At 73.6% G+C, this 24997-nt stretch carries 14 protein-coding genes and 1 rRNA gene; 12 read left to right on the top strand and 3 right to left on the bottom strand.

Annotated features, from left to right (window positions below):
- Positions 1–87 (top strand): 5S ribosomal RNA (rrf, locus tag ACFVXG_RS45235); the annotation flags it as partial.
- A 61-nt stretch (positions 88–148) separates the two neighbouring features.
- Positions 149–1006, top strand: a complete 858-nt coding sequence (locus tag ACFVXG_RS45230) for a phosphatase PAP2 family protein (RefSeq protein ID WP_387936361.1) — start codon at positions 149–151, stop codon at positions 1004–1006.
- Here ACFVXG_RS45230 and ACFVXG_RS45225 read toward each other — a convergent pair.
- Positions 999–1562: a GPR1/FUN34/YaaH family transporter gene (locus ACFVXG_RS45225; protein ID WP_387936360.1), complete on the bottom strand. Its 564-nt coding sequence runs from the start codon at positions 1560–1562 to the stop codon at positions 999–1001. The two genes, ACFVXG_RS45230 and ACFVXG_RS45225, sit on opposite strands and share 8 nt — an antisense overlap.
- Before the next feature lie 256 nt (positions 1563–1818).
- Positions 1819–4365, bottom strand: coding sequence for a SpoIIE family protein phosphatase (locus ACFVXG_RS45220; protein WP_387936359.1), 2547 nt, complete (start codon positions 4363–4365; stop codon positions 1819–1821).
- A 557-nt stretch (positions 4366–4922) separates the two neighbouring features.
- Here ACFVXG_RS45220 and ACFVXG_RS45215 point away from each other — a divergent pair.
- The 9 genes from ACFVXG_RS45215 (at position 4923) to ACFVXG_RS45175 (ending at position 18252) form a co-directional block, all read left to right on the top strand.
- Positions 4923–9473: a HAMP domain-containing protein gene (locus tag ACFVXG_RS45215; RefSeq protein ID WP_387936362.1), complete on the top strand. Its 4551-nt coding sequence runs from the start codon at positions 4923–4925 to the stop codon at positions 9471–9473.
- 297 nt (positions 9474–9770) lie between these two features.
- The gene (locus ACFVXG_RS45210; RefSeq protein WP_387936358.1) at positions 9771–10406 is read left to right on the top strand and encodes a response regulator; all 636 of its coding nucleotides are present in this window, start codon (positions 9771–9773) and stop codon (positions 10404–10406) included.
- Positions 10407–10563: 157 nt separating this feature from the next.
- Positions 10564–13245, top strand: a complete 2682-nt coding sequence (locus tag ACFVXG_RS45205; protein WP_387936357.1) for a DNA translocase FtsK — start codon at positions 10564–10566, stop codon at positions 13243–13245.
- Between the two features lie 322 nt (positions 13246–13567).
- Positions 13568–14428, top strand: a complete 861-nt coding sequence (locus ACFVXG_RS45200) for a helix-turn-helix domain-containing protein (RefSeq protein ID WP_387936356.1) — start codon at positions 13568–13570, stop codon at positions 14426–14428.
- A gap of 97 nt (positions 14429–14525) precedes the next feature.
- Positions 14526–16031, top strand: coding sequence for a 30S ribosomal protein S12 methylthiotransferase RimO (gene rimO / locus ACFVXG_RS45195; RefSeq protein ID WP_387936355.1), 1506 nt, complete (start codon positions 14526–14528; stop codon positions 16029–16031).
- The gene (gene pgsA / locus ACFVXG_RS45190; RefSeq protein ID WP_350510146.1) at positions 16028–16666 is read left to right on the top strand and encodes a CDP-diacylglycerol--glycerol-3-phosphate 3-phosphatidyltransferase; all 639 of its coding nucleotides are present in this window, start codon (positions 16028–16030) and stop codon (positions 16664–16666) included. The genes rimO and pgsA overlap by 4 nt, the downstream gene beginning before the upstream one ends.
- Before the next feature lie 17 nt (positions 16667–16683).
- Positions 16684–17169: a CinA family protein gene (locus tag ACFVXG_RS45185; protein ID WP_387936354.1), complete on the top strand. Its 486-nt coding sequence runs from the start codon at positions 16684–16686 to the stop codon at positions 17167–17169.
- Between the two features lie 344 nt (positions 17170–17513).
- A complete protein-coding gene (locus ACFVXG_RS45180) occupies positions 17514–17882 on the top strand; it encodes a helix-turn-helix domain-containing protein (RefSeq protein WP_030290911.1) in 369 nt (122 codons plus the stop codon).
- A gap of 76 nt (positions 17883–17958) precedes the next feature.
- Complete coding sequence (locus ACFVXG_RS45175; protein WP_387936353.1) at positions 17959–18252, top strand: hypothetical protein; 294 nt, start codon at positions 17959–17961, stop codon at positions 18250–18252.
- A gap of 69 nt (positions 18253–18321) precedes the next feature.
- Here ACFVXG_RS45175 and ACFVXG_RS45170 read toward each other — a convergent pair whose 3' ends face one another.
- Complete coding sequence (locus tag ACFVXG_RS45170) at positions 18322–23121, bottom strand: DEAD/DEAH box helicase (protein WP_387936352.1); 4800 nt, start codon at positions 23119–23121, stop codon at positions 18322–18324.
- 761 nt (positions 23122–23882) lie between these two features.
- Here ACFVXG_RS45170 and ACFVXG_RS45165 point away from each other — a divergent pair.
- Positions 23883–24896 (top strand): S8 family serine peptidase, encoded by a 1014-nt coding sequence (locus ACFVXG_RS45165; protein WP_387936351.1) that lies wholly within the window; start codon positions 23883–23885, stop codon positions 24894–24896.
- The last annotated feature ends 101 nt before the right edge of the window (positions 24897–24997 follow it).

The raw sequence follows: 24997 nt of genomic DNA, 5'->3' as shown, positions 1-24997 counted from the left end.
GGTTACATTCCGAACCCGGAAGCTAAGCCTCACAGCGCCGATGGTACTGCAGGGGGGACCCTGTGGGAGAGTAGGACGCCGCCGAACAATCATTCCAAAAAGACCCCCTCCCATTCGGGAGGGGGTCTTTTTGCGTTACCCTCTGCCAATGCAGAACCTGACCCTGACCTGGCAGACCGCCGGGGGCACCGCCGTCGTCCTCTACGGAGGCGCGTACGCCGCTGCCAGGGTCCGGAAGCCGGGGGTGTCGGCGCTGCTGCGGGAGGCCGGCACCCTGCTGGCGCTGTTCGCGCTGTGGCAGCTGGTGGGGCACCTGTCGGTGATGAGCGCCGACCACGCGCTGGACCGGGCGGGCTGGATCCACCGGACCGAGCAGGCGGTCGGGTTGCCGGACGAGGCGTCCTGGCAGGCGGCGGTCACGCCGTACCCGGTGCTGGTGCGGCTGGCGAACTACTACTACGCGGTGATGCACTTCGCCGTCATGCTCGGGGTGCTGTTCTGGGTCTTCCTGCGGCACCGGGAGCGCTACGCGTGGGTGCGCAACACGGTGGTGATCACCACCGCGGTCTGTCTGCTGGTGCAGTTCATCCCGGTGGCGCCGCCGCGGATGCTGCCGGAGAGCGGCTTCGTGGACGTGGCCGCGCAGTACGGGCAGTCGGTGTACGGCGGCGCGGTCGGCGGGGTGGTGGTGGCGGACCAGTTGTCGGCGATGCCGTCGGTGCACGTCGCCTGGTCCGTGCTGGCGGCGGTCGCGGTGGTGCGGGTGTCGCCGAGTCCGTTCCGCTGGCTGGTGGTGCTGCACCCGGTGCTGACGGTCGCGGTGGTCGTCGTGACGGCCAACCACTTCTGGGCGGACGGCATCGTCGCCGTCACGATCCTGCTGTTCGCCTACGCCGTCCTGGCGGCGACTGCTGCTGCGGCGGCACGGCGACGGGGCCGGGCCTCCGTCGAGACGGAGACCCGACCCCGCACGGGTGCCGGGGAGCGGCCGAAGCAGGTCACTTGACCGGCAGGGCGACCTTCCCCCAGGAGCCGTTGCTCAGGGCGGAGGTGGCCCAGTACCAGGCGATGAGCCCGGAGACGGCCGCGACCCAGCCGGCGGCCTTGCCGAGACCGCTGTAGCCACCGAGGACCGCGATGGCACTGAGCACGAGGGAGACCGTGAACAGGCCGTAGACGGCACGGCTGAACAGGCCCGCGCCCCAACTGGCGGCGGTGAGGCTGAGGGCGAGCAGGGCCCACAGCAGCAGGAACAGGCCGGCGGCGTTCTTGCTCGCGCCGCCCGCCACCGACCAGGTCGCCCAGAAGGCGCCGAGGCTGGTGAAGGCGGTCCCGGTGAAGCCCTCGCCGCCGCGGAGCTGCCAGAGGCCCGCGATGAAGAGGGTGACGCCGCCGAGCAGGTGGGCGAGGTGGGCCGCGTCCCCGACGCCGGTGCCGTGCAGGATCCCGGTGGAGAGCAGACCGTAGGCGAGCAGTGTCAGGCCGAGGGCGAGGTAGCCGAGGTTACCCGCGTCGGCTCCGGTGGAGCGGGCGTTCGTTGCCCCGGTAGCGTCGTTGCTCACCGGAGGCTCCTTTCACTCTGGGCGCGCGCAGGGCGCAGTAACGCTTGGTGTCGTTCCGATGAGTGGATGCGCGCGACCGCGCCGGGGTCCGCACGACTGGGAGCGTGCGCGGGCTGCGGTCGGAAGTGATGGGCCAGCGGAGAGCCGCTGGTCACGTCCCCGCCGGGGGATTCCCCGGCGAGATCGGTTTACCCGGCCCTGCTCGCTTGTACCCTTGTGAAGATAACAATTTGTGACGGCGTCAGCTGTGGAACGCTCACGCTTGACGCTGGGTCGGCACCCGGAGCGTCAGGATCGCCATGTCGTCGGACGGCGGCTCGGGGGCGAAGCGCTCGACCGCGCGCTGCACCCGCATGGCGACCGCGCCGGCGGTCAGGCCGGTGCAGCCGGTGAGCACCTCGGCGAGGCCGTCGTCGCCCAGCATCCGCCGGCCCTCGCGGCGTTCGGTGACGCCGTCGGTGACGCAGAGCAGGACCTCGCCGGGGGCCAGCACCAGGCGCTCGGCGGTGAGTTCGAGGTCGTCCATGACGCCGAGCAGCGGCTGCGGGGTGGCGGCCCGGTCGACCTGGCCGTCGGTGCGCAGGCGCAGCGGCAGCGGGTGGCCGGCGCAGACCAGGGAGAGCTCGGTGCTGCCGTCCGGGCGGGGCGTCAGTTCGCCGTAGAGCAGGGTGAGGAAGCGGCTGCGCGAACCCTCGTCCAGGATGGCCGCGTTGAGCCGGCGCAGCACCTGCGGGGCGTCCAGGCCCTCGCGGGCGAGCAGCCGCAGCGAGTGCCGGGCCAGGCCGGTGACGGAGGCGGCCTCGGGGCCGGTGCCGCAGACGTCGCCGATGGCGAAGCCGTAGGTGCCCTCGCGGATGGTGAACAGGTCGTAGAAGTCGCCGCCGACCTCGTTGCCCTCGCCCGCGGCCTGGTAGTAGACGTCCACCTCGACGCCGGGGATCTCCGGCAGGTCCGGCGGGAGCAGGCTGCGCTGCAGGGCCTGGCTGGTGGCGGTGCGCTCGGAGTAGAGGCGGGAGTTGTCGAGGGCCAGGGCGGCCCGGCGGGAGAGGTCCTCGGCGAGTTCGAGGATCTCCTGGCGGAACCGCACGCCGGCCGGGACGCCGAGGGCGAGCAGGCCGATGACGCGGTTGCGGGCGGTCAGCGGCAGGACGACGGTCTCGCCGAGCAGGCCGGCGAGTTCGGGGCTGTCGGTGAGGCCGCGGGCCGACGCGGTGTCGCCGGGCGCGGTCCAGAAGCGGACGCCGTGGGTGGGGCCGGTCTCGGGGAAGGGGGTCTTGTCGAGGAGGTCGCGCAGCGGGTCGATCCGGTCCTCGTCCTCGTGCAGGACGAAGGCGAGGCCGGCCGAGGAGCTGTGGTCGCCGTTGGTGTAGACGGCGCACCAGGAGGCGAGGGTGGGGACGGCCATCTGGGCCATCAACGCCAGGGTCTGCTCGTGTTCGAGGGTGCCGGCCAGCAGGTCGGAGGCCTCGACGAGGAAGGAGAGCGAGCCGCGGCGCAGCCGTTCCAGCTCGGTCAGCCGGGTGCTCTCGACCGCCAGGGCGACCCGGTCGGCGGCGAACTGCAGGCGCAGCGCGTCCTCGTTGTCGTAGCGGCCGGGTGCGGCGGTGGCGATGCCGAGCGAGCCGATCAGTCGGCCCTCGACCTTGAGCGGGACGGTGACCAGGGAGCGCATGCCGCTGCCGGCGAGCAGGGGCAGGCCGGTGGGGCGGGCGGCGAGGTCCTCGTGGACGGAGGGCAGCCGGGCGGAGTCGTAGCGGGTGCCGGTCTCGACCGGGAAGCGGGTGTGCCGGCGGTGCCCGGTGGTCAGGCCGGTGGCGGCGCGGACCTCGAACTCGGCCTCGTCGTCGGTGGTGAGCAGCAGGTAGGCGGCGTCGGCGTCGAGCAGGTCGCGGGCGCGTTCGACGGCGCGCTGGAGCAGGGTTTCGAGGTCGTCGGTGGCGACCGGGCCGGCCAGCAGGTCGAGCCGGGGGCCGGTCGGGTCGGGGCGCTCGCCGGGTAGGGTGCGGGCGGGGGAGCGCAGGACGGCGCGGTCGGGTTCGAGGACGAGCAGACAGAGGGTGGAGGCGACGCCCTCGGTGTCGCGCACGCGCACCTGGACGCCGTAGACCTCGACCTCCTCGCCGTCGGCCCGCCGTACGCCGTAGCCGCCCTCCCAGCGGGCCAGCCGGAGGGTGTCGGTGAGGCCGAGGCCGCGGCCGGGGGACTGCGGCCAGAGCGCGAGGTCGGCCCAGGGGCGGCCGAGGACGGTGGCGGCGGGGTACCGGAAGAGGGCTTCGGCGTCCGGGTTCCAGGCCAGGACCCGGCCGTCCTCGTCGAGTTGGACGACGGCGACGTGCACCGGTCCGGGGCTGCTCGGCAGGTCGCTGCCGGGGGTGGCGGGGACGGCGTAGCGGGTGCCGGCCACGTGCGCGGGCAGGGCGAGCCGGAACCAGACGGTCTTCTGCCCGGCGCCGTACTCGACGCCCCAGCGTTCGGCGAGGGCGGAGCACATCAGCAGGCCGCGGCCGCCCTCCCCGTCGGGGTCGGCGTAGCGGGGGCCGTCGCCGAGCGAGGGCAGGCCGCGCTCGGGGTGGTGGTCGGTGACCTCGATCCGGACGGTCTCCTCCTCGCGCAGGCAGCAGACCTCGGCGGCGGTGCCGGCGTGCACGACGGCGTTGGTGACCAGCTCGCTGACCAGGACGACGGCGTCGTCGACGACCTCGGGCAGGCCCCAGCCGAGCAGCGCGTCCCGGACGAAGCCCCGGGCGGCCGCCGCGGACCGGCCGTCGGGATCGAAGGTGGCGGCTGCGCGCGCGGTGACCACGTTGCCACTTCTCCTCTGCTGCTCTTGCCCTGACTGTCCGGGGTTCGGCGCCGACCTCCCCGTGCGCGCCGCCGGGTGGGCGGCGGCGGTGGGTCGGGTCGTGGCCCGGTGCAGCGCTCCACCCTACTTTCCGCTTGGTTCCCCGTGGGGGCGGGGCCGTGAAACAGGCACCAGAGGGTGATTCTGCCCACCTGTTTCGGACGGTGCGGGGACAACCGAGCGCAACCGGCCGTATACCCGGCGGCAGTGCTGCCAGACTGGGGGGTCCGCGACGGCCGGTGGGAGCAGTACGGTCGTGTGGGTGCCGGTGGGCCGTGGGGTCCGGCCGGTGCGAAGCCCAGCCGGAGTCGGTGCCCGGGGCGTGCCGTTCCGGCGCGGCGGTCACCGGACAGTTCACACGATGTGGGAGGGGCCCGTTGAGTTCGGCCACCAAGGACGCCACCAAGGACGCCACCGGTACGACGCCGCCCGCTCCGCGCGGTGGGCGGTCCGGGACCGCGCCGCGGAGCGCGGCCGGCCGGCGAGCGGGCCACAGCCGCAGCGCGGAGCCCGCCGAGCTGCGCAAGGTGCTGGCAGCGCTGACCGCGATGCGGGACGGCAACTTCCGCCGCCGGTTGACGGTGCCGGGCGACGGGCCGCTGGCGGAGATCGCCGCGGTGTTCAACGAGGTCGCCGAGCGCAACCAGCACCTGACCGGTGAACTGGCCCGGGTGCGGCGGGCGGTGGGCCGTGAGGGCCGGCTGAACGAGCGGCTGGAGACCGGTGCGGGCGAGGGCGCCTGGATGGCGGCGGTCGACAACTGCAACGCGCTGATCGACGACCTGGCCCGTCCGATGGCCGAGGTGGGCCGGGTGCTCAGCTCGATCGCCGAGGGCGACCTGGACCAGAAGATGGAGCTGCGTTCGCTGCACAGCAACGGGGTGAGCCACCCGTTGCGCGGCGAGTACCTCAAGATCGGCCGGACCGTCAACGGACTGGTGGACCAGCTCTCCGAGTTCACCGACGAGGTGACCCGGGTGGCCCGCGAGGTGGGCACCGAGGGCAAGCTCGGCGGGCAGGCCAAGGTCCGTAGCGTGTCGGGCAGTTGGAAGGACCTGGCGGACTCGGTCAACACCATGGCCGGGCGGCTGACCGCGCAGGTGCGCAACATCGCCCAGGTGACCACGGCGGTGGCCAAGGGCGACCTGTCCCGCAAGGTGACCGTCGACGTGGCCGGCGAGATGCTGGAGCTGAAGAACACCGTCAACACGATGGTGGACCAGCTGAACGGCTTCGCCGCCCAGGTCACCACGGTGGCCCGGGACGTCGGCACCGAGGGCCGGCTGGGCGGTCAGGCGCAGGTGCCGGGCGTGGCCGGGGTCTGGCGCGAACTGACCGACTCGGTGAACTTCATGGCCGACAACCTGACCGGCCAGGTCCGCAACATCGCCCAGGTGACCACGGCGGTGGCGCGCGGGGACCTGTCGCAGAAGATCGAGGTGGACGCGCGCGGCGAGATGCTGGAGCTGAAGAACACCATCAACACGATGGTGGACCAGCTCTCCGGCTTCGCCGAGCAGGTGACCCGGGTGGCCCGTCAGGTGGGCACCGAGGGGCGGCTCGGCGGGCAGGCGCAGGTGCCCTGGGCGGCCGGGGTGTGGCGGGACCTGACCGACAACGTCAACTTCATGGCGAACAACCTCACCGATCAGGTGCGCAACATCGCCCAGGTGACGACCGCGGTCGCCAAGGGCGACCTGTCGCAGAAGATCCAGGTGGACGCGCGCGGGGAGATCCTGGAGCTGAAGAACACCATCAACACGATGGTCGACCAGCTCTCCGCCTTCGCCGACGAGGTCACCCGCGTGGCCCGGGACGTCGGCACCGAGGGCATCCTCGGCGGTCAGGCGAGCGTGCCCGGGGTGTCCGGGACGTGGAAGGACCTGACCAACAGCGTCAACCTGATGGCCAACAACCTGACCAGCCAGGTCCGCAACATCGCCGAGGTGACCACGGCGGTGGCGCGCGGCGACGTGTCGAAGAAGATCACCGTCGACGCCCGGGGCGAGATCCTGGAGCTGGTGACCACCGTCAACACCATGGTGGACCAGCTCTCCGCCTTCGCCGACGAGGTCACCCGGGTCGCCCGCGAGGTCGGCACCGAGGGCATCCTGGGCGGTCAGGCGCGGGTGCGCGGGGTGTCGGGCATCTGGAAGGACCTGACCGACAACGTCAACTTCATGGCGTCGAACCTGACCGGACAGGTCCGCAACATCGCCGAGGTCGCCTCCGCGGTGGCCCGCGGCGACCTCTCCAAGAAGATCACCATCGACGCCCAGGGCGAGATCGCGACGCTCGCCGGGACCCTGAACACGATGGTCGACCAGCTGTCCGCGTTCGCGGTCGAGGTCACCCGGGTCGCCCGCGAGGTGGGTACCGACGGCACCCTGGGCGGCCAGGCCAGCGTGCCGGGCGTGGCCGGCATCTGGAAGGATCTGACCGACAACGTCAACCAGATGGCCAACAACCTCACCGGCCAGGTCCGCAACATCGCGCTGGTGATCACGGCGGTCGCCCGCGGCGACCTCTCGCAGAAGATCGACGTCGACGCGCGCGGCGAGATCCTCCAGCTCAAGACCAACATCAACACCATGGTCGACCAGCTCTCCGCCTTCGCCGACGAGGTCACCCGGGTCGCCCGCGAGGTGGGTACCGACGGGCGGCTCGGCGGCCAGGCCCGGGTGCCCGGGGTGGACGGCACCTGGCAGGACCTCACCGAGTCGGTGAACGAGCTGGCCAACAACCTGACCCGGCAGGTGCGCGCGATCGCCCAGGTCGCCACCGCGGTGACCAGGGGCGACCTGAGCCTGCGGATCGACGTGGACGCCGCCGGGGAGCTCGACGAGCTCAAGGACAACATCAACCAGATGATCGCCAACTTGCGCGAGACCACCCGCACCAACCAGGAGCAGGACTGGCTCAAGACCAACCTGGCCCGGATCTCCGGTCTGCTCCAGGGCCGCCGGGACCTGGAGGCCGTCGCCTCGCTGATCATGACCGAGCTGACCCCGGTGGTCTCCGCCCAGCACGGCGCCTTCTTCCTGGCCCAGCCGGCCGGCCGGACCGCCGAGCTGATCACCGAGGACGACGACGAGAACGACACCGTGCTGCGCCTGATCGGCAGCTACGGCTACCAGCGCCGGGCGATGCCGACCACCTTCCGGCCGGGCGAGTCGTTGATCGGCCAGGCCGCTACGGAGAAGCGGGCGATCATCGTCAAGGAGGCGCCGCCCGGGTACCTCAAGATCGCCTCCGGCCTCGGCGAGGCCTCGCCGGCCCACATCGTGGTGCTGCCGGTGCAGTTCGAGGGCCGACTGCTGGGCGTGATCGAGCTGGCCACGTTCAGCTCCTTCACCACCGTCGCGCTGGACTTCCTCAACCAGATCGCCGACCTGATCGGCGTCACCGTCAACACCATCAGCGTCAACACCAAGACTGAGGGCCTGCTGCTGGAGTCCCAGCGGCTCACCGCTGAACTCTCGATGCGCTCGGCCGAGTTGGAGGCGCGCCAGGAGGAACTGGAGCGCACCAACGAGGAGTTGCAGGAGAAGGCCGAGCAACTCGCCCAGCAGAACCGGGACATCGAGATCAAGAACAGCGAGATCGAGGAGGCCCGGCAGGTCCTGGAGGAGCGCGCCGAGCAGCTCGCCCTGGCCTCCCGGTACAAGAGCGAGTTCCTCGCCAACATGTCGCACGAGCTGCGCACCCCGCTCAACTCGCTGCTGATCCTGGCCAAGCTGCTCTCCGACAACAACGAGGGCAACCTCTCGCCCAAGCAGGTCGAGTTCGCCGACACCATCCACGGCGCCGGCTCCGACCTGCTCCAGCTGATCAACGACATCCTCGACCTGTCCAAGGTCGAGGCCGGGAAGATGGACGTCCGCCCGGCCCGGATCGCCCTGGTCCAGCTGGTCGACTACGTCGAGGCCACCTTCCAGCCGGTCGCCCTGGACAAGAACCTGGACTTCGCGGTCCGGGTCTCGCCCGCCCTGCCGGTCACCCTGCACACCGACGAGCAGCGGCTCCAGCAGGTGCTGCGCAACCTGATCTCCAACGCCGTCAAGTTCACCGACACCGGCGGCGTCGACTTCTCGATCAGCGCGGCCGGCCGGGACGTCCCCCAGCACGTGCGCGAGCGGCTGCTGGAGTTCGGCTCGATCCAGGGCCCGGACGACGCGCTGATCGCCTTCTCGGTCTCCGACACCGGCATCGGCATCCCCGGCAACAAGCTGCGGGAGATCTTCGAGGCGTTCAAGCAGGCCGACGGCACCATCAGCCGCAAGTACGCCGGCACCGGCCTCGGGCTGTCGATCAGCCGCGAGATCGCCCGGCTGCTCGGCGGCGAGATCCACGCCGAGAGCGAGCTCGGCAAGGGCTCGACCTTCACGCTCTACCTGCCGCTGCGCACCGACGCCCCGGACGCCGCCGCCGAGCGGCCCCTGGACCGCCCGGGCACCGCGAACCCGCCCGCACTGCGCGCCTCGGTCGGGGTGACCCCGGTGGGCCTGCCGGTGCCGGTCGGCGAGAGCCCGGCCGAGCACTGGGCCCAGGAGGTCCGGGAGATGGCCGAGGAGCGCCGCCGCGGCGCGGTGGAGCGCCGACGCAGCGCCGCCCTGGAGAGCGCCGCCGCGCCCCGGGCGGTGGAGCCGGCGCAGCAGCCCCGGCCGGCCCGCGTCGCCGCCCGCTTCGACGGCCAGCAGGTGCTGATCGTGGACGACGACGTGCGCAACGTGTTCGCCCTGACCAGCGTGCTGGAGCAGCACGGGCTGACCGTCCTGTACGCGGAGAACGGCCGCGAGGGCATCGAGATGCTGGAGCAGCACGAGAACGTGGCGCTGGTCCTGATGGACATCATGATGCCGGAGATGGACGGCTACGCGACCACCGAGGCGATCCGCCGGATGCCCCAGTTCGCCGGTCTGCCGATCATCGCGCTGACCGCCAAGGCGATGAAGGGCGACCGCGAGAAGTCCCTGGAGGCGGGCGCCACCGACCACATCACCAAGCCGGTGGAGACCGACCACCTGCTGTCGGTGATGTCCGAGTGGCTGAACGGCGACCGCGCGTGAGTCCGTCGCCTGGCGCGAACCCCGGGGCGGGCTCCGGGGTTCGCGCCCGCCGGCGGGCCGGTTTGCTGGCGGGGAGGCCCGGGAACCCGGTAGGGTCACCGATCGTTGCGAACAGTGACCGGACGGCGACACGCTGCTGAGCGTGCGCCGGAGCACTGGCTGCGCGCCGCTCCGGATCGGGTCACGACGGAGCGATGTGCCGGGCGAGGGGGTGCGGCTAGCATGACCGGGGTAGCGGTGGGCAGTACGCGAGTGCCTACACCGGGCGGCAGGCAGGCGACAGGAGGGCGAGCCCCGATGCAGAAGGCGAAGATCCTCCTGGTCGACGACCGGCCGGAGAACCTGCTGGCGCTGGAGGCGATCCTCTCCGCCCTGGACCAGACGCTGGTGCGGGCCGCCTCCGGCGAGGAGGCGCTCAAGGCCCTGCTGACGGACGACTTCGCGGTGATCCTGCTGGACGTCCAGATGCCCGGGATGGACGGCTTCGAGACGGCCGCCCACATCAAGCGCCGCGAGCGCACCCGGGACATCCCGATCATCTTCCTGACCGCGATCAACCACGGGCCCCACCACACCTTCCGCGGCTACGCGGCCGGTGCGGTGGACTACATCTCCAAGCCCTTCGACCCGTGGGTGCTGCGCGCCAAGGTCTCGGTCTTCGTCGACCTGTACGTCAAGAACTGCCAGCTGAAGGAGCAGGCCGCGCTGCTGCGGCTGCAACTGGAGGCGGGCGGCGGCGAGCCGGCCCTCGGCGGGGCGCTGCTGGGCGAGCTGTCCGCGCGGCTGGCGGCGGTCGAGGAGCAGGCGGAGGCGCTGGGCAAGCAGCTGGACGGGGCCGAGGACGCCGGGGTGGCCGCCACCGCGGCGCACCTGGAGCGCAAGCTCGCCGGACTGCGCCGGGCCCTGGACGCGATGCGCCCCGGCACCGCGTAGAACCGCCCGGACGGGCGGTCGGACGTTCATCCGTCCGGGTGGTTCGCTGCTGCGGCCGGGTGAAACCCGGTCAGCGTGACGGTGTGTCTGCGACACGTCCCGGCCCCGGGCTCGGCCGCGTGGGCACCGGTCGCCCGCCCCGGTAGGCTGCTGACCCATGGCCACTCGTACGCCCGGAAACGCCGCACGCAAACCGAGTCCGGGACCGTCCAAGAAGGCCGCGGCCAAGGCCCCGGGCAAGCCGCCCGCCAAGAAGGCGGCCGCCCGCCGGGCCCCCGCGAAGAAGACGGCCGCCAAGTCGGCCCCGCCGCCCCCGCCGCGCCGGGGGCTCGTGATGGGCGCCCTCAACGCCCTCGCCAGCCCGATCGCCGCGATCTTCCGCGGCTTCGGCGACGGCGCCAAGAACCTCCACCCGGACCACCGCAAGGACGGCGTCGGCCTGCTGCTGTTCGGGCTCGCGCTGGTGGTCGCGGGCGGCACCTGGTTCAGCTCGGAGGGCTGGCTGAACGGGGCGGCCACCGCCGTGGTGTCCGGACTGTTCGGGCGGCTCGACGTGCTGGTGCCGTTCCTGCTGGCCGGGATCGCCATCCGGCTCTGGCGCCACCCGGAGCTGCCGGAGGCCAACGGCCGGATCGTGATCGGGCTGAGCACCCTGCTGGTCGGCATCCTCGGCCTGGTCCACATCGGCTGCGGCGCGCCCACGATGGGCAGCGGCGCCTCCCGGATAAGGGCGGCCGGCGGGATCATCGGCTGGGCCGCCTCCACCCCGATGATGGCCGCCGCCGGCGCGGTGCTGGCCGTGCCGCTGCTCCTGCTGCTGGCCTTCTTCGGCCTGCTGGTGGTCACCGCCACCCCGGTCAACCGGATCGGCGAGCGGGTGCGCGGGCTGGGGATAAGGCTCGGCGTGGTCGAGCCCGGGCCCGAGGACGAGCCGCGCTGGGGGCGCACGCCGGAGCACGAGCTGTCCACCGATCCGCCGGAGGACGCCGACCCCGACGCGCTGCCGTACACCGTCGACACCGACGGTGAGGGCCCCCTCGACGAGGTGGCCGCCCGTCGGCGCCGGCGCCGGCGCAAGCAGACCGCCGAGGACGACGAGGAGCAGCCGGAGGCCGTCCGGGTCTCGCTCGACAAGGAGCCGCTGGACCCGTACGCCACCCGCGACCTCGCCGCCGGCGCGGCCGCCGACCTGGACGGCGCCCTGGTCTACGGGGTGCCCGCCTCCTCGGCGGTGGCGGACATGATGCACCAGGTCAAGGACCTCACCGCGGCGCCGGAGGAGCCCGCCGTCCCGGCCGCCCGCAGCGGCGGCCCGGGCGCGCCCGCCGAGCACGGCCCGGCGCCGGTGCGGATGGAGCAGCTGCAGCTCGGCGAGGGGGTCACCTACGCGCTGCCCTCGCTCGACCTGCTGGAGCGTGGCGGCCCGGCCAAGGCCCGCAGCGCCCTCAACGACGAGGTGGTGGCCCAGCTCACCAGCACCTTCGCCGAGTTCAAGGTGGACGCCAAGGTCACCGGCTTCACCCGCGGCCCGACGGTCACCCGCTACGAGGTCGAGCTCGGCCCGGCCGTCAAGGTGGAGCGGATCACCGCGCTCGGCAAGAACATCGCCTACGCGGTGGCCAGCCCGGACGTGCGGATCATCAGCCCGATCCCGGGCAAGTCCGCGGTCGGCATCGAGATCCCCAACCGGGACCGCGAGATGGTCAACCTCGGCGACCTGCTGCGCTCGCGCACGGCCGCCGAGGACACCCACCCGATGGTCGTCGGCATGGGCAAGGACGTCGAGGGCCACACCGTGATGGCCAACCTCGCCAAGATGCCGCACATCCTGGTGGCCGGTGCGACCGGCGCGGGCAAGTCCTCCTGCATCAACTGCCTGATCACCTCGATCCTCGCCCGGGCCACCCCGGACGAGGTGCGGATGGTGCTGGTCGACCCCAAGCGGGTCGAGCTGACCGCGTACGAGGGCATCCCGCACCTGATCACGCCGATCATCACCAACCCGAAGAAGGCCGCCGAGGCCCTCCAGTGGGTGGTGCGCGAGATGGACCTGCGCTACGACGACCTCGCGGCCTTCGGCTTCCGGCACGTGGACGACTTCAACGCGGCGGTGAAGGCCGGCAAGGTCACCCCGCCGCTGGGCAGCGAGCGGGAGCTGCGGCCGTACCCGTACCTGCTGGTGATCGTCGACGAGCTGGCCGACCTGATGATGGTCGCGCCGCGCGACGTCGAGGACTCGGTGGTCCGGATCACCCAGCTGGCCCGTGCGGCCGGCATCCACCTGGTGCTCGCCACCCAGCGGCCCTCGGTGGACGTGGTCACCGGCCTGATCAAGGCCAACGTGCCGTCCCGGCTGGCCTTCGCGACCTCCGCGATGGCCGACTCCCGGGTCATCCTGGACCAGCCCGGCGCGGAGAAGCTGATCGGCAAGGGCGACGCGCTGTTCCTGCCGATGGGCGCGAGCAAGCCGATCCGCATGCAGGGCGCGTTCGTCACCGAGGCGGAGATCGCCAGGGTGGTGCAGCACTGCAAGGACCAGCTGTCCGCCGTCTACCGGGACGACGTGACGGTCGGGGGCGGGCCCAAGAAGGAGATCGACGAGGAGATCGGCGACGACCTGGACCTGCTGATCCAGGCGGCCGAGCTGGTGGTCTCCACCCAGTTCGGCTCCACCTCGATGCTCCAGCGCAAGCTCCGGGTCGGCTTCGCCAAGGCGGGCCGGCTGATGGACCTGATGGAGTCGCGCGGGATCGTCGGCCCGAGCGAGGGCTCCAAGGCCCGGGACGTGCTGGTGAAGCCGGACGAGCTGGACGGCGTACTGATCACCCTGCGGGGCTGAGGGGGCCCTGCGGGGCCGAGGGGACCGGCAGGGCTGCGGGGGCCTGCCCCGTAGGGCTGACGGGCTGTGCGCTCCGAGCGGGTTCACTCGTTCGGAGGATGATGGGCGCGGTACGGGGAACCGGGTGTCCGTATGCGGCGTCACTTGGCCGGAAAGCGCTTCCCGGGTCCGTCCGGGTGCCTCCGTTGACGACCGTTCAGCTGAGGTCCGGCCCCCGGCCGGGGCGGGCACGCGCATTCGGCCCGCTCCGCTTGAGAAACGATCCGCCCGCGCCCCTAGACTGTTCCCCAGCAGGTGGCCATCCGCTCGAAAGGCGTGCCCCGTGACCATCGGCAAGTCCTCCGACCGCGAGAACACCCCGTCGTCCGTCGAGCCGACCGACGACGCGGTGCAGGCGGCCGATGCCCCGAGCATCGGCCGGGTGCTGTCCGCCGCCCGGATCGACGCGGGACTCACGGTGGACCAGGTGAGTACCGCCACCCGGGTGCGGGTGCCGATCGTCCATGCCATCGAGGAGGACGACTTCGACCGCTGCGGCGGCGACTTCTACGCCCGCGGGCACATCCGTGCGGTCGCCCAGGCGGTCGGCGCGGACGGCGAGGCGCTGGTGGCCCGCTACGACGCCGCGCACGGCGGCTCGCCGGCCTCCAAGCGCCCCGCCACCCAGCTGATCGACAACGGCCCGATCAAGGTGCCCGGCCGCTCCCGGCCGAACTGGGCGGCCGCCATGGTCGCCGCGATCGTCGCGGTGGTCGCGCTGATCGGCTTCAACCTGGTCAGCGGCAAGAGCGGCCACGGCACCACCGGCTCCGCCAGCGCGCCGCTGCCCAGCGGCTCCGGCACCGGCTCGGTCGCCCCGGTCACGCCGACCGTCCAGCCGCCGGCGCCCGCGCCGAGCGCCGCGGCGATCGCCGCCGTCCCGGCCGACAAGGTCACCGTGAAGCTGGTCGCCGAGGGCACCAGCTGGGTCTCGGCGATGGACGGCAACGGCAAGTCGCTGTTCCAGAACAACATCAGCGACGGCCAGGACCAGACCTTCACCGACCCCAAGCAGATCCGCCTGGTGCTCGGCAACGGCGGGGCCGTGCACGCGTACGTCAACGGCAAGGACCTCGGCGTCCTCGGCAAGGACGGCCAGGTGGTGCACGTCACGTACACCCCCGGAGACCCGCAGGCGGGCTGACCACACGGCCCGTCGAGGGCCGTCGATGATCAGCTGATCCGTGGCACGCGGCCTCCGGGGCGAACGGCACCGGAGGCCGCGCGTTAATCTTGGGCCTATGCCTGAACGCCGCACTGTCGCCCTTGTCACGCTCGGATGCGCCCGCAACGAGGTGGACTCCGAGGAACTCGCCGGGCGACTGGAAGCCGACGGCTGGTTGCTCGTCGACGATGCCGCCGAGGCCGATGTCGCCGTCGTCAACACCTGTGGCTTCGTCGAGGCCGCCAAGAAGGACTCCGTCGACGCCCTGCTGGAGGCCAACGACCTCAAGGGGCACGGCCGCACCCAGGCCGTCGTCGCGGTCGGCTGCATGGCCGAGCGGTACGGCAAGGAGCTCGCCGACGCGCTGCCCGAGGCCGACGGGGTGCTCGGCTTCGACGACTACTCCGACATCTCCGACCGCCTGCAGACCATCCTCTCCGGCGGCCACCACGCCCCGCACATCCCGCGCGACCGCCGCAAGCTGCTGCCGATCAGCCCGGCCGAGCGGCAGTCCGCCGCCGAGGCCGTCGCGCTGCCCGGCCACGGCGCCGAGGCCGCCGCCGAGCCGATCACCGACCTGCCCGACGGCCTCGCCCCGGCCTCCGGCCCGCGCACCCTGCGCAAGCGGCTGGACGACAGCCCGGTGGCCTCGGTCAAGCTCGCCTCCGGCTGCGACCGGCGCTGCTCCTTCTGCGCCATCCCCGCCTTCCGCGGCTCCTTCATCTCCCGCCGCCCCTCCGACGTGCTGCACGAGGCCCAGTGGCTGGCCGGGCAGGGCGTCCGCGAGATCGTCCTGGTCAGCGAGAACAACACCTCGTACGGCAAGGACCTCGGCGACATCCGGCTGCTGGAGACGCTGCTCGGCGAGATCTCCGCGATCGAGGGCGTCGAGCGGGTGCGGGTCTCCTACCTGCAGCCGGCCGAGATGCGCCCCGGCCTGATCGACGCGATGACCGGCACCGCCGACGTGCTGCCCTACTTCGACCTGTCCTTCCAGCACTCGGCGCCCGCCGTGCTGCGCCGGATGCGCCGCTTCGGCTCCACCGACCAGTTCCTGGAGCTGCTCGGGACGATCCGGGGCAAGGCCCCGCAGGCCGGCGCCCGGTCCAACTTCATCGTCGGCTTCCCCGGTGAGACCGAGGAGGACTTCGCCGAGCTGGAGCGCTTCGTCACCCACGCCGGGCTGGACGCGATCGGCGTCTTCGGCTACTCCGACGAGGACGGCACCGAGGCGGCGACCTACGACGGCAAGCTGCCCGAGGACGTCGTCGCCGACCGGCTGGCCCGGCTGAGCCGGCTCGCCGAGGAGATGACCGCCCAGCGGGCCGAGCAGCGGATCGGCACCGAGGTCGAGGTGCTGATCGAGTCGATCGAGGACGGCGTGGTCGAGGGCCGCTCCGCCCACCAGGCCCCGGAGACGGACGGCCTGACCACCCTGCACGGCGTCGAGGACCCGCGGGTCGGACAGTTCTGGCGGGCCACCGTGGTGGCCAGCGAGGGCGTCGACCTGATCGCCGAGGCGCTGGAACAGGTGCGACAGCCCGCGACTTCGGGGGCCGAGGCTCCGGGAGCCGGGGAATGACCAAGGGGCCCGGGGCCCCGGCCGCGGCCCACCCGGGGAGACCGGCGGCCGCCGTGCCGCCGGCGCCCGGCGTCTGGAACATCGCCAACGTGCTCACCATGGTCCGGGTGCTCCTGGTCCCGGTCTTCGTGGCCCTGCTGTTCGCCGACGACGGGCACAACCCCAAGTGGCGCGCGGTCGCCTGGGCGTCGTTCGCGATCGCGATGATCACCGACCTGTTCGACGGCGAGATCGCCCGCCGCAAGGGCCTGGTCACCGACTTCGGCAAGATCGCCGACCCGATCGCCGACAAGGCGATCATGGGCTCGGCGCTGATCGGCCTCTCGGTGCTCGGCGACCTGCCCTGGTGGGTCACCGTGGTGATCCTGGCCCGCGAGCTCGGCATCACGCTGATGCGCTTCTGGGTGATCCGCTACGGCGTCATCCCGGCCAGCCGCGGCGGCAAGCTCAAGACGCTCACCCAGGGCACCGCGGTCGGCATGTACGTGCTGCCGCTGACCGGCTGGCTGGCCACCGGCCGGGCGGTCCTGATGGCGCTGGCGGTGCTGCTGACCGTCGGCACCGCGCTGGACTACATCGGCCAGGCGCTGCGCCTGCGCCGCGAGGGCACGGCCGCGGAGCGCGCGGACCGGTAGCGGACAGGGGGACCTCGGTGACGGACGACGAGCTGTACGGGCTGGCCGAACGCGCGCACGCCGCGCTGCGGGCCGAGGGCGGCACGCTGGCCGTCGCCGAATCGCTGACCGGCGGGCTGCTGGCCGCCGCGCTGGTGGACGTCCCCGGGGCGTCCGCGACCTTCCGCGGGTCGGTCACCGCGTACGCGACCGAGCTCAAGGCCTCCGTACTCGGTGTGGACGAGGGCCTGTTGGACGTGTACGGTCCGGTGCACCCGGTGGTGGCCCGACAGATGGCCGAGGGCGTGCGCCGGTTGCTGGGGGCCACGTACGGGCTCGCGACGACCGGTGTGGCCGGTCCGGAGCCGCAGGACGGGCAGCCGGTGGGCACGGTACACCTGGCGGTCGCCGGCCCGGGGGGAACTCTGGTCAGTTCGCCCCTGCTGTCGGGCCCTCGTGCCACAATCCGTCACGAAGCGGTGACCGCCGCGCTGGAGCTGCTCGTCGGCCGGCTCGCTCGTTGACCTCGATGACCTCGTCGACCTCGATGACGGAGCCCGCGGACGGATCTCCACCGAACCGAGATCTGCCGAACTGGCGCGCGGGTATGACACAGCTGGAGGATCGTGTTACATCCAACGGCCTGGTTGGGCAGAAACCAGGTGGCGAACGAGTTGCGTGACGGTGGCCGGGCGGGCCGAGTCGGGTACCACGAGGGGCCCGCGGACCCGGGTAGGACACCGGAACGAGGAGGGGGACGGCCTTGCAGCCCAGAGTGAACACGACCAGGGTCCCCGCACGCGAAGCGGGCAAGGCGGTACGGTGGGGTCGTGACATCTCGATCCGCAGTCCGAGGAGGGAGGCACCGATGATCCTGCTCCGTCGCCTACTGGGCGATGTACTGCGTCGGCAGCGCCAGCGCCAGGGCCGCACACTCCGCGAGGTGTCGGCGGCCGCCAGGGTTTCGCTCGGATACCTCTCCGAGGTCGAGCGGGGACAGAAGGAGGCCTCCTCGGAGCTGCTCTCCGCCATCTGCGACGCACTCGACGTCCGGATGTCCGAGGTCATGCGCGAGGTCAGCGACGAACTGTCGCTCGCCGAACTTGCGGCGATGGCCACCCTCTCCGAAGGTGATCTGCTGAGGCCGGTACTCGAACCGGTACCGCTGCCCGCCCCCGGCGCCGACCGGGCGAACATGTCGCCCAAGGCCGCCGCGATGGACGTGGTCGCCGCCTGAACCCGGCCTCGCACCTCCCGGGTGCCCGTCCCACGACGGGCCCGAGGAATCCCGGGGCGAGCGGAGGAGGGCGGTCGTGCGGAGACTCGCGACGGTGTGCGCGGTGGCCCGAATACGGCTGCGGCGCCTGGTGCCCTGGCCGGCCCGATGGGTCCTGGTGGCGCTCGCGGGCGGGCTCGGCTGGTGGCTGGTGGCCGTCCGGGGACAGCTCGCCGACGGGGCGGTGCTCGGCCTGCTGGCGGCCGGTGGCTGGGGGCTCGGTCTCATCCCGGTCCATGCCGACCGGAACGCGACCGGACCGGCCCGGCGCCCGCACGGGCCCGGGGAGGCCGTGGGCCGGGCGGAGGCGCAGCCCCCGCCGATCGGGTGAATCGACGTGGCCGGAGGCCGCGGGGTCGTTGACTCCGCGGCCTCCAGGCGTTTTCGGGGATTCAGCGCGCTACGGGCGCAGGCGGAGGCCGCGGGGCGTGGCGTGGAAGCCGGCCTCCTCCAGGGCGCGGCCCAGCTCGGAGCCGAGGGCGGGCTCGCCGTTGGCGCGTTCGACCGTGACGCTGCCGAGCGCGCCCGCGCGGACCGCGCCCGCGAGCGCCCCGGCGGCCGACGCCAGGGTCGCGCCGTCCTCCGGCCAGGCCAGCAGGGACTTGCCGCCCCGCTCCACGTACAGCGCGAGCTCACCGTCCACCAGCACCACCAGGGCGCCCGCCTTGCGGCCCGGGCGGTGCGCCTTCGCCTCCGTGGCCCCCGCGGCGGCGGGCGGCTCGGGCCAGGGCAGCGCGGCGCCGTAGGCGTTCGCCGGATCGGCGGCGGCCAGCACCAGCAGCTGAGGGGGCTCGGCGGCCGGGGCGGCCGGCCACTCGGCGGCACCGGCCCGCTCCAGCCGGCCGTTGACCGAGCGCAGCCGGTCGGCCGCGCCCTCCATGGCGAACTGGGCGCCGCCCAGGCCCTCGACGAAGTAGCCCCGGCGGGCCCGGCCGCGCTCCTCCATCGCGGCGAGCACCCGGTACACCCCGGCGAAGCCGCCGGGCACCCGTTCGGCCGCCACCGTGCCGCGGGTCAGCAGACCGTGCCGGTCCAGCAGGCTCTGCGCCCGGGCGGTGGCCAGCACCGTCGGATCGGCGGCGAAGGCGGGCAGCAGCGACCAGCGCCCGGCCACCGTCGGCGGGCCGCTGCGCAGCGCCCCGCCGGCCGCCGCCCGGCCGAAGGCGCGGCCCGCGCCGCCGTAGCGGCCTCGCGGGGTCGCCCGGGGGGCGCGGTGGGCGGTGGCGCCCGCCGTCCGGCCGGAGCCGAGCAGGGCGCGCAGCGGGGCCAGGGTGTCGTTGCTGACGTAGCCGGCCCAGACCAGGTCCCAGAGGGCTGTCACCACCTCGGGCTCCGGGGTCTCCTCCGGGAGCTGCTGGACGAGCTGGCGGAAGAACAGGCCGTAGCCGCCCGCCAGGGCCTGCATCAGGGCGCTGTGCAGCGGGGTGAGCGCGGGCGGGACGGGCTCGGGGCGCAGCAGGTGGGCGTTCTCGGCCAGGTGCAGGCTGAGCCAGCCGTCCTTGCCGGGCAGCGCGCCGGCGCCGCACCAGCCGATCTCGCCGGCCGCCATCAGCTCGTCCAGCAGGCCGGGGGAGTAGTCGGCGAGGCGGGCCGGGAGGATCAGCTTCTCCAGGGCGGAGGCGGGCAGGGCGGTGCCCTGGAGCTGTTCGACCACCCGGAGCAGGCCGTCCGGGCCGCGCAGCCGGTGGCCGGCTAGGTGCTGCCACTGCGGGAGGAAGCCGGCCAGGGCGCGCGGCGGGACCGGCTCCACCTCCTGGCGCAGCGCGGCCAGCGAACGGCGGCGCAGTCGGCGCAGCACCTCGGCGTCGCACCACTCGGCGGTGGCGGTGTGCCACTCGGGGAAGATCTGGCGGTCGGCGGGCCGGAAGGCGCCCTGGACCAGGCGGCTGGCGGCGGTGAGCCGGTGCAGGGTGCCGGTGACGACGGCGGTGCCGAGGCCGTAGCGGGCGGCCGCCTCGGCGGCGGTGAACGGGCCGTGGGTGCGGGCGTGCCGGGCCAGCAGGTCGCCCAGCGGGTCCTTGACCGGCTCGGTGAAAGCCTCGGGGACGCCGACCGGCAGCGGGGTGCCCAGCGCGTCGCGCAGCCGTCCGGCGTCCTCGATCGCTGCCCAGCGCTGCTCGCCCGCGATCCGGACCTGGATCACCCGGCGGGCGGCCTCCAGTTCCAGGGCCAGCAGCGGCTCGGCGCCGCGCGCGGTCAACTCGGCCTCGGTGAGCGGGCCGAGCAGGCGCAGCGCGTCGGCGACGCCCTCGGCGTCCCTGATCCGGCGCTCGGGGGTGAGGCGTTGGAGCTCGGCCTCCAGCTCGGCCAGCACCTGAGGGTCGAGCAGCTCGCTCAGCTCGGCCTGGCCGAGGAGCTCCGACAGCAGCCGGGAGTCCAGGGAGAGGGCGGCGGCCCGGCGTTCGGCGAGCGGGGAGTCGCCCTCGTAGAGGAACTGGGCGACGTAGCCGAACAGCAGTGAGCGGGCGAAGGGCGAGGGCTCGGGGGTGGTGACCTCGACCAGGCGGACGGCCCGGGATTCGAGGTCCCCCATCAGCTCGACCAGGCCGGGGACGTCGAAGACGTCCTGGAGGCACTCCCGGACGGCCTCCAGGACGATCGGGAACGAGCCGTACTCGGAGGCGACCTCGAGCAGTTGGGCGGCGCGCTGGCGCTGCTGCCAGAGCGGGGTGCGGCGGCCGGGGTTGCGGCGGGGGAGCAGCAGGGCGCGGCCGGCGCACTCCCGGAAGCGGGAGGCGAACAGCGCGGAGCCGCCGACCTGGTCGGTGACCAGCTGCTCGATCTCGTCGGCCTCGAACAGGGCGGCGTCGGCGCCGACCGGGGCCTCGTCGTCGCCGATCGGGGCCTGGTCGGAACCCGCGTTCCCCGGCGGGCTGCCGAAGTCGAAGTCGGGGGAGAGGAGGTCGGCGTCGGGCAGGCGGAGCACGATGCCGTCGTCGGCGTGCATGACCTGCGGGTCCAGGCCGTGCTTCTCGCGCAGCCGGGCGCCGAGGGCGAGCGCCCAGGGGGCGTGCACCTGGGCGCCGAAGGGGGAGTGGATGACGATCCGCCAGTCGCCGAGCTCGTCCCGGAAGCGCTCGACCACGATGGTGCGGTCGTCCGGGAGGTGGCCGCAGGCCTTCCGCTGCTCGGCCAGGTAGTCCAGCAGGTTGGCGGCCGCCCAGTCGTCCAGGCCGGCCCGCTTGAGGCGCTCGGTGGCGGCCTCGGGCGGGAGGGCGCCCAGCTCGCGGGTGAACGCGCCGAGGGCGCGGCCGAGTTCGAGCGGACGGCCGAGGGTGTCGCCCTTCCAGAACGGGAGCCGGCCGGGGACGCCGGGGGCGGGGGTGACCAGCACCTTGTCGTGGGTGATCTCCTCGATCCGCCACGAGGTGGTGCCGAGGGTGAAGACGTCGCCGACGCGGGACTCGTAGACCATCTCCTCGTCGAGTTCTCCGACCCGGCCGCCGCCCTTCTTCTTGGCCGTCGTCGAATCGGACGCGGTTGAGCCGGCGATGAAGACGCCGAACAGGCCGCGGTCGGGGATGGTGCCGCCGGAGGTGACGGCCAGGCGCTGGGCGCCGGGGCGGCCGGTGACCGTGCCGGCCACCCGGTCCCAGACCAGGCGGGGGCGCAACTCGGCGAAGGCGTCCGAGGGGTAGCGGCCGGCCAGCATGTCGAGCACGGCGTCGAAGGCGGACTGCGGGAGGGTGGCGAAGGGCGCGGCGCGGCGGACCACGGTGAGCAGCTCGTCCACCGGCCAGGTGTCCAGGGCCGTCATCGCGACGAGTTGCTGGGCGAGCACGTCCAGGGGGTTGCGGGGGATGCGCAGGGCCTCGATCCGGCCCTCCCTCATCCGCTCGGTGACCACGGCGGACTGGACGAGGTCGCCGCGGTACTTGGGGAAGAAGACGCCGGTGGAGACGGCCCCGACCTGGTGACCGGCCCGGCCGACCCGCTGCAGGCCGGAGGCGACCGAGGGCGGCGACTCGACCTGGACGACGAGTTCCACGGCGCCCATGTCGATGCCCAGCTCCAGGCTGGAGGTGGCGACCACGGCGGGCAGCCGACCGGCCTTCAACTCCTCCTCGACGAGGGAGCGTTGCTCCTTGGACACCGAACCGTGGTGGGCCCGGGCGATGACCGGGGGCACGCCCCGGGCGGCGCCCGAGCCGCCCATCAACTCGGCCGGGGCGTGCGCCTCCGGGGCGGCGGTGCCGGTGGCGCGCTCGTAGGCGATCTCGTTCAGCCGGTTGCACAGGCGCTCGGCCAGGCGGCGGGAGTTGGCGAACACGATGGTCGAGCGGTGGGCCTCGACCAGGTCGACGATCCGCTCCTCCACGTGCGGCCAGATCGAGGCCTGGCGCTGCGGGTCGGAGCCGGCGGCGCCGCCGGTGGCGGGGGCGGCGGGCAGGTCGTCCAGGTCGGGGACGGGGACGACCACCGAGAGGTCGAACTGCTTGGTGGAGGGCGGCTGGACGACGACGGCGCCGCGCTGGGGGCTCAGGAAGCGGGCCACCTCCTCGACCGGGCGGACCGTGGCGGACAGGCCGATCCGGCGGGCCGGGCGGTCCAGCAGCTCGTCCAGGCGCTCCAGGGTGAGCGCCAGGTGGGCGCCGCGTTTGGTGCCGGCGACCGCGTGCACCTCGTCCAGGATCACCGTGTCCACCCCGCGCAGGGCCTCCCGGGCGGCGGAGGTGAGCAGCAGGAACAGCGACTCGGGGGTGGTGATCAGGATGTCCGGCGGGTGGGTGGCGAAGCGGCGGCGGTCGGCGGCCGGGGTGTCGCCGGAGCGGATCGCGACCTGGACCTCGGGCTCGGGCAGGCCCAGCCGGACGGCGGCCTGGCGCAGGCCGGTGAGCGGGGCGCGGAGGTTTCGTTCGACGTCCACCGCGAGGGCCTTGAGCGGGGAGACGTAGAGGACCCGGCAGCGGCGCTTGGGGTCGGCGGGGGGCGGGGTGCTGCTCAGCCGGTCGAGGGCGGCGAGGAAGGCGGCGAGGGTCTTGCCGGAGCCGGTGGGGGCGACCACCAGGACGTCGGTCTCCTGCTGGATGGCGCGCCAGGCCTCGGACTGGGCGGTGGTGGGGGCGGAGAAGGCGCCGGTGAACCAGGCCCGGGTGGCGGGGGCGAAGCCGGCCAGGGGGGCGCCGCCGGGGGCGGCGGGGGTGCCGGGGGTGCCGGGCTCGGCGGGCTCGGCGGGTGGGGTCGGGTGCGGGGGCGCCATGTCCCCATGGTGCCGGGTGGGGGTGACAAGTGGGGTGGGGGTGGGGGGTGGGAGTGTGCGGCACGACGGTGTAGCTGCGGGGGCAGGAATGATGATCGGCTCATATGGTGAGAAATCGGGCAGGTGATCAATTCGTGGCCTGAGTGGACTTGATGAGCGGAGGGCGTGGGATGGCGCAGGCGCACCGGTCCGGGTCCGTGTACCGGCGGGCCCGACGGCGCAGGGTCTGCGGGCCCGCCCGGGTGCTGCTCGCGATGCTGCTCACGGCTCTGGTGCTCGGCGGTGCCGTGCCGTACGTGTCCGGACCCGGGCGGGCCTATCTCAGCTATCTGGTGCTGGCCGGGCAGGACGACGCCGCGGGTGCCGCGCTGGCCGGGGCGGAGAGCCGGGCGGCGGGTGGGCAGGTGGTGCAGGAGTACCCGCAGATCGGGGCGGTGCTGGCGTACGCGACCGGCGGCTTCGCGGACCGGGTGCGGGCCCGGCCCGGGATCGCGGCGGTCGGGGCGACCCGGACGGCGCCGGTCGTTGGGCCGCCGCGAGCAGTGGACGGGGCGGGGGACTTCGCGGCGGGGGGCTCTGGGGGTGGGGATGCGGTGGGCGGGGGTGTTGTGGGCGGGGGTGTTGTGGGTCGGGGTGTTGGTGGGGATGCGGTGGGCCGGGGCTCTGCGGGGGTGGGGTGGGGTGTTCGGGCGTCGGAGGGGCGGGACGGTGGGAGCTTGACGGTTCCGGACCCGGGGGAGGGCGGGGCGTGGAACCTGAGCATGGTGCAGGCGGGACCCGGGGGGACCGGGGACGTCGCCGGGAGTGCGCCGAGTGCCGAGGCGATGCGCAAGGTGCTCGTTGCCGTGCTGGACTCGGGCGTCGACGACACCCACCCGGACCTGCGGGCCGCCGTCGACCCCAAGGCCTCGGCCTCCTGCGCCGACGGACGCCCCGACTCCCGCACCGGCGTCTGGCGGCCCGATCCCGGGGTCCCGGAGAGCGGACACGGCACCCACGTCGCCGGGATCATCGGCGCGGCCCACGACGGGCAGGGCGTCACCGGGGTCGCCCCCGGGGTGCGGATCGCCGCTGTCCGGCTGCTCGGGCCGCTCGGGCAGTACTACGCGGAGAACATCGTCTGCGGGATGCTCTGGGCGGCCGACCACGGGGCCAAGGCCGTCAACGACAGCTACTTCGCCGACCCGTGGAAGTACAACTGCCCCGAGGACCGGGACCAGGCCGCGCTGATCGCCGCCGTCGGCCGGGCCGTCGCGTACGCCCAGCGCAAGGGGGCGGTGGTGGTCGCCTCCGCCGGCAACGACGGGCAGGACCTCGGCGCGGCCCGGACCGACGAGCGCAGCCCCAACGACCGGGTCTCCGGGCCTGCGCTCAGTCGTCACCTGGGCACCGAGTGCATTCGCCTTCCCGGCGAGCTGCCGGGTGTCCTCACCGTCACGGCCGTCAACCGGGACGGTCGGCCTTCCTCGTACACCAACTACGGGCGCGGCAGGGTCTCGCTGGCCGCCCCCGGAGGGGACCCGGACGGCGGGCCGCAGGGGGCGATCGTCTCCGACTGGCCGGGCGGGCAGTACGCGGCGCTGGCGGGGACCTCGATGGCTGCGGCGCACGTGACGGGGGCGGTGGCGGTCGCGGCGGCGCTGCACCCGGGGTTCGGGTCGGGGCAGTTGGCGGACGCGGTGGCGGTGGCGGCGGCTGGGGGGTGTCCGGTGGGGGTGCGGGGGTGTGGGGATCGGCGGTATTTCGGGGTGGGGGTGGTGGTGGTGCCGCGGTGAGGGGGTCCGCTGCGCGGGGCTTGGGTGGGGTGGGGGGCTTTCGGGAGGGTGGGTGGGTCCGGGGGCGGTTCCGGGGGTGGGCGCTCCGGGGGCTGGATGAT

The sequence above is a fragment of the Kitasatospora sp. NPDC058162 genome (assembly GCF_042884005.1).
In the GTDB taxonomy this organism is placed as follows: Bacteria; Actinomycetota; Actinomycetes; order Streptomycetales; family Streptomycetaceae; genus Kitasatospora.
Note: the sequence above shows the minus strand (reverse complement) of the source record. Positions and strands in the feature narration are given on the sequence as shown.

Coding starts and splice junctions, on each gene's coding strand:
- ACFVXG_RS45170 (WP_387936352.1), bottom strand. CDS start 23,121: ATGGCGCCCCCGCACCCGACCCCACCCGCCGAGCCCGCCGAGCCCGGC.
- ACFVXG_RS45205 (WP_387936357.1), top strand. CDS start 10,564: ATGGCCACTCGTACGCCCGGAAACGCCGCACGCAAACCGAGTCCGGGA.
- rimO (WP_387936355.1), top strand. CDS start 14,526: ATGCCTGAACGCCGCACTGTCGCCCTTGTCACGCTCGGATGCGCCCGC.
- ACFVXG_RS45210 (WP_387936358.1), top strand. CDS start 9,771: ATGCAGAAGGCGAAGATCCTCCTGGTCGACGACCGGCCGGAGAACCTG.
- ACFVXG_RS45230 (WP_387936361.1), top strand. CDS start 149: ATGCAGAACCTGACCCTGACCTGGCAGACCGCCGGGGGCACCGCCGTC.
- ACFVXG_RS45165 (WP_387936351.1), top strand. CDS start 23,883: ATGGTGCAGGCGGGACCCGGGGGGACCGGGGACGTCGCCGGGAGTGCG.
- ACFVXG_RS45180 (WP_030290911.1), top strand. CDS start 17,514: ATGATCCTGCTCCGTCGCCTACTGGGCGATGTACTGCGTCGGCAGCGC.
- pgsA (WP_350510146.1), top strand. CDS start 16,028: ATGACCAAGGGGCCCGGGGCCCCGGCCGCGGCCCACCCGGGGAGACCG.